This is a genomic window from Pseudoroseomonas cervicalis ATCC 49957 (genome assembly GCF_000164635.1).
Taxonomy (GTDB): domain Bacteria; phylum Pseudomonadota; class Alphaproteobacteria; order Acetobacterales; family Acetobacteraceae; genus Pseudoroseomonas; species Pseudoroseomonas cervicalis.
Genome location: NZ_GG770777.1, coordinates 1,706,305 through 1,708,823 on the forward strand (window position 1 = coordinate 1,706,305; position 2,519 = coordinate 1,708,823).

The 2,519-nt window shown below is 73.9% G+C and carries 3 protein-coding genes; all 3 read right to left on the reverse strand.

Translation table 11 applies throughout. The features are described 5' to 3' along the window. Nucleotides 1–216: hypothetical protein (locus tag HMPREF0731_RS25110; protein WP_007003448.1), on the reverse strand; the 216-nt coding region annotated here is incomplete at its 3' end. A gap of 45 nt (nt 217–261) precedes the next feature. Next, nucleotides 262–1,299: a Gfo/Idh/MocA family protein gene (locus HMPREF0731_RS07425; RefSeq protein WP_007003449.1), complete on the reverse strand. Its 1,038-nt coding sequence runs from the start codon at nt 1,297–1,299 to the stop codon at nt 262–264. Next, on the reverse strand, nt 1,296–2,429 hold the full coding sequence (locus HMPREF0731_RS07430) for a Gfo/Idh/MocA family protein (RefSeq protein WP_007003450.1): 1,134 nt from the start codon (nt 2,427–2,429) through the stop codon (nt 1,296–1,298). Before HMPREF0731_RS07430 ends, HMPREF0731_RS07425 begins: the two co-directional genes overlap by 4 nt. Nucleotides 2,430–2,519: the final 90 nt, after the last annotated feature.

The following is a 2,519-nucleotide window of genomic DNA, read 5'->3' on the forward strand; positions in this document are numbered from 1 at the left end:
CGCGTGCGCCAGCCGCCGCGCCCGGTCCTGGAAGGCGGCGCGGCCGAGCTGGCGCAGCAGCCCGGCCAGCTCGGTCGTGCTCGCCTCCCCCTCGTCCAGCTTGCGGCTGAGCGCCAGGGCAACGGAGAGCGCGGGGTTGGCGAAAGGGTCGCCGCGCGCGGAGGCGCGGGCGGCGGCGACCAGGGCGATCAGCTCGGCTTCGGTGAAACGCGGCATGGCGGGAGCATGCTGCACGCGCGAAGCCGGCTTGTCGCGGCTTTTTCAGCCCTGCTCCAACGCCTGATCCATCAGCTTCTGCAGGGTGAGCGACAGCTCGGGCGGCAGGATGGGACTGCGCACCGCCCCCTGGCGCAGCAACCCGGAAAAATGCGCGGCCTCGGCGGCGTAGGGATCGGTGCCCCAGGGCAGGTGCTCCCGCCCGCCCTGCGGCAGGGCGGCGCGCAGCCGGCGCAGCAGGGGGGAGCGGCGCAGCCTCTCCTTCAGCCCCTGCCCCGGCGCCTCGCCCCCCTGGACGGCGGGCGGCGGTGCCGGCAGGGTCAGCAGCGCTTCGGGGTGCATGATCGGGGCCGGCAGGCGGAACAGCGCGCCGGGGGCGGCCAGCGTCACCTCGTTCGGCAGCAGCCGGTCGAGCGAGGCGGTGAGTTGCGACAGCGAGCCATCCGCGTGGCGCAGCAGCAGCGCCGCCTCGCGGTCCTGGCCGTCGGGGCCGCGGCGCAGCGCCGCTTGCAGGCTTTCCACCGGGCCGCAGAGGCGCAGCGCCATGGCCAGCAGGTAGATGCCGCGGTCGCGCAGCGCGCCGGCGGCGAACAGGCCGGGGCGCAGCGCCGGCTCCTCGGGGTAGCCGAAGCTGGCGGTGAGCTGGAATGGCCCCGCCGCCGCGGCGGCGCGCTCGGCCAGGCGCTGATGCGCCGGCAGGAAAGGCGGCGCGATCGCCTCCATGAACAGGATGCCGGCGCGCTGCACCGCCTCCAGCACCTGCGCGCCCTCGGCCTGGCCGAGGGCGAAGGGCTTCTCGCACAGCACCGCCTTGCCGGCACGGGCGGCGGCCAGGATGGCGGCGGCGTGGTCGCGATTGGCATTGCCGACATAGACGGCATCCAGCCCCGGCAGGGCGAGCAGCGACTCGGTGGCGGCATGCGCGCTGGCGATGCCGTGCCGCGCCGCGAAGCCCTCCGCCCGGCCGCTGTGGGAGGCGACGCCGACGAGGCTGACCCCCGGCAGGCCGCGCAGCGTGCCCGCCATGCGGGCCGCCATGGCCCCGGTGCCGATGAGGCCGAAGCCGAGCGGGCGCGGGCTCATGCGGCGGCCCAGGGCATCGGGCGGACGGGGGCGAAACGGCTCCTGATGGGCCGGGCGCTGCCCTGGTCGCCGGCCTCCTGGATGGCGAGCGTCACCTCGGTCAGGTGCAGGGCGAAATCGGCGTCCAGCACCGGCTTGCGCCCTTCGGCCAGGGCGGCGAGCAGCTCGGCCGGGCCGAGGGCGAAGTTCATGCTGGCGGCGCCGCGCTTGCCGGTCTTGGGATGGGTCGGGCCCTGGATGCGGAAGCGCTTGGTGAAGGGCAGCTCCACCAGGCGCCGGCGGATGCGCAGGCGGCGGCGGATGCGCACCGGCGCGTCATTGTCCCAGCACTCCCCCAGCTCCAGCGTGCCGGAATCGCCGAAGATGCGCAGGCCGTGGTCGTGGCGCGCCACGATGCTGCAGGTCAGCCGCGCCACCATCCCCGACTCGAAGAACAGTGTGGCCACCGAGAAATCCGGCGCCGCCGGGCTTCCATCGGCCAGCGGCACGCCGGCGGTGTGGGCCGAGGCGGCGGCGACCTGGCGCACCGGGCCGAACATGGCCATCAGCCAGGTCAGGTAGTAGCCGGCATGCTCCAGCGTGCAGCCCACGGCGAATTCGTCCTGCGCCGGCCAGGGGGCGCCCGATTCGCTGATCCAGTGCTGGTAGGGGGCCTGGGTGATGAAGCCGTCATCCAGCTCGGCATAGGCCAGGCGGGGCGGGCCGATCAGGCCGCGGCGCAGCGCCAGCCAGGCGGCTTGCGCCGATTCGCCCAGCAGGCTGCAGGGGGCGGAGGCCAGCAGCAGGCCGCGCTCGGCGGCCAGGGCGTGCAGCGCCTCGGCATCCTCGAGCTTCGTCGCCAGCGGCTTTTCCGACCAGACGGGGAAGCCCGCCTCCAGGCAGGCGCGGCTGACGGCGTAATGCGCGTGCGGGTTGGTCAGGTTGAGGATGAGGTCCGGCTTCGCCGCGAAGATGTTTTCCAGCGTGGCGGCCGGCGGCGCCTTCCAATGGTCGCAGAAGGCGCGCAGCCGGTCCGCGTCGATGTCATGGGCGGCGACGACGGTGATGCCGGGGAAGGTCTGCAACCCGCGCATGTAGAGATCGGCCACGAAGCCGGTGCCGATGATCGCGACGCTGCCCTTCATACGCATCCCCTGGCTGGTTCCTGGCTGTCTACAGCCTGGGCCGGGACGCGAAAAGGCGCAGCGTGATCACGCTGCGCCTGAGGTATTCTTCATGTT

Bases quoted from the DNA above. Each gene is read 5' to 3' on its own strand.
- HMPREF0731_RS07430 (WP_007003450.1), bottom strand. From the start codon at position 2,429: ATGCGTATGAAGGGCAGCGTCGCGATCATCGGCACCGGCTTCGTGGCC.
- HMPREF0731_RS07425 (WP_007003449.1), bottom strand. From the start codon at position 1,299: ATGAGCCCGCGCCCGCTCGGCTTCGGCCTCATCGGCACCGGGGCCATG.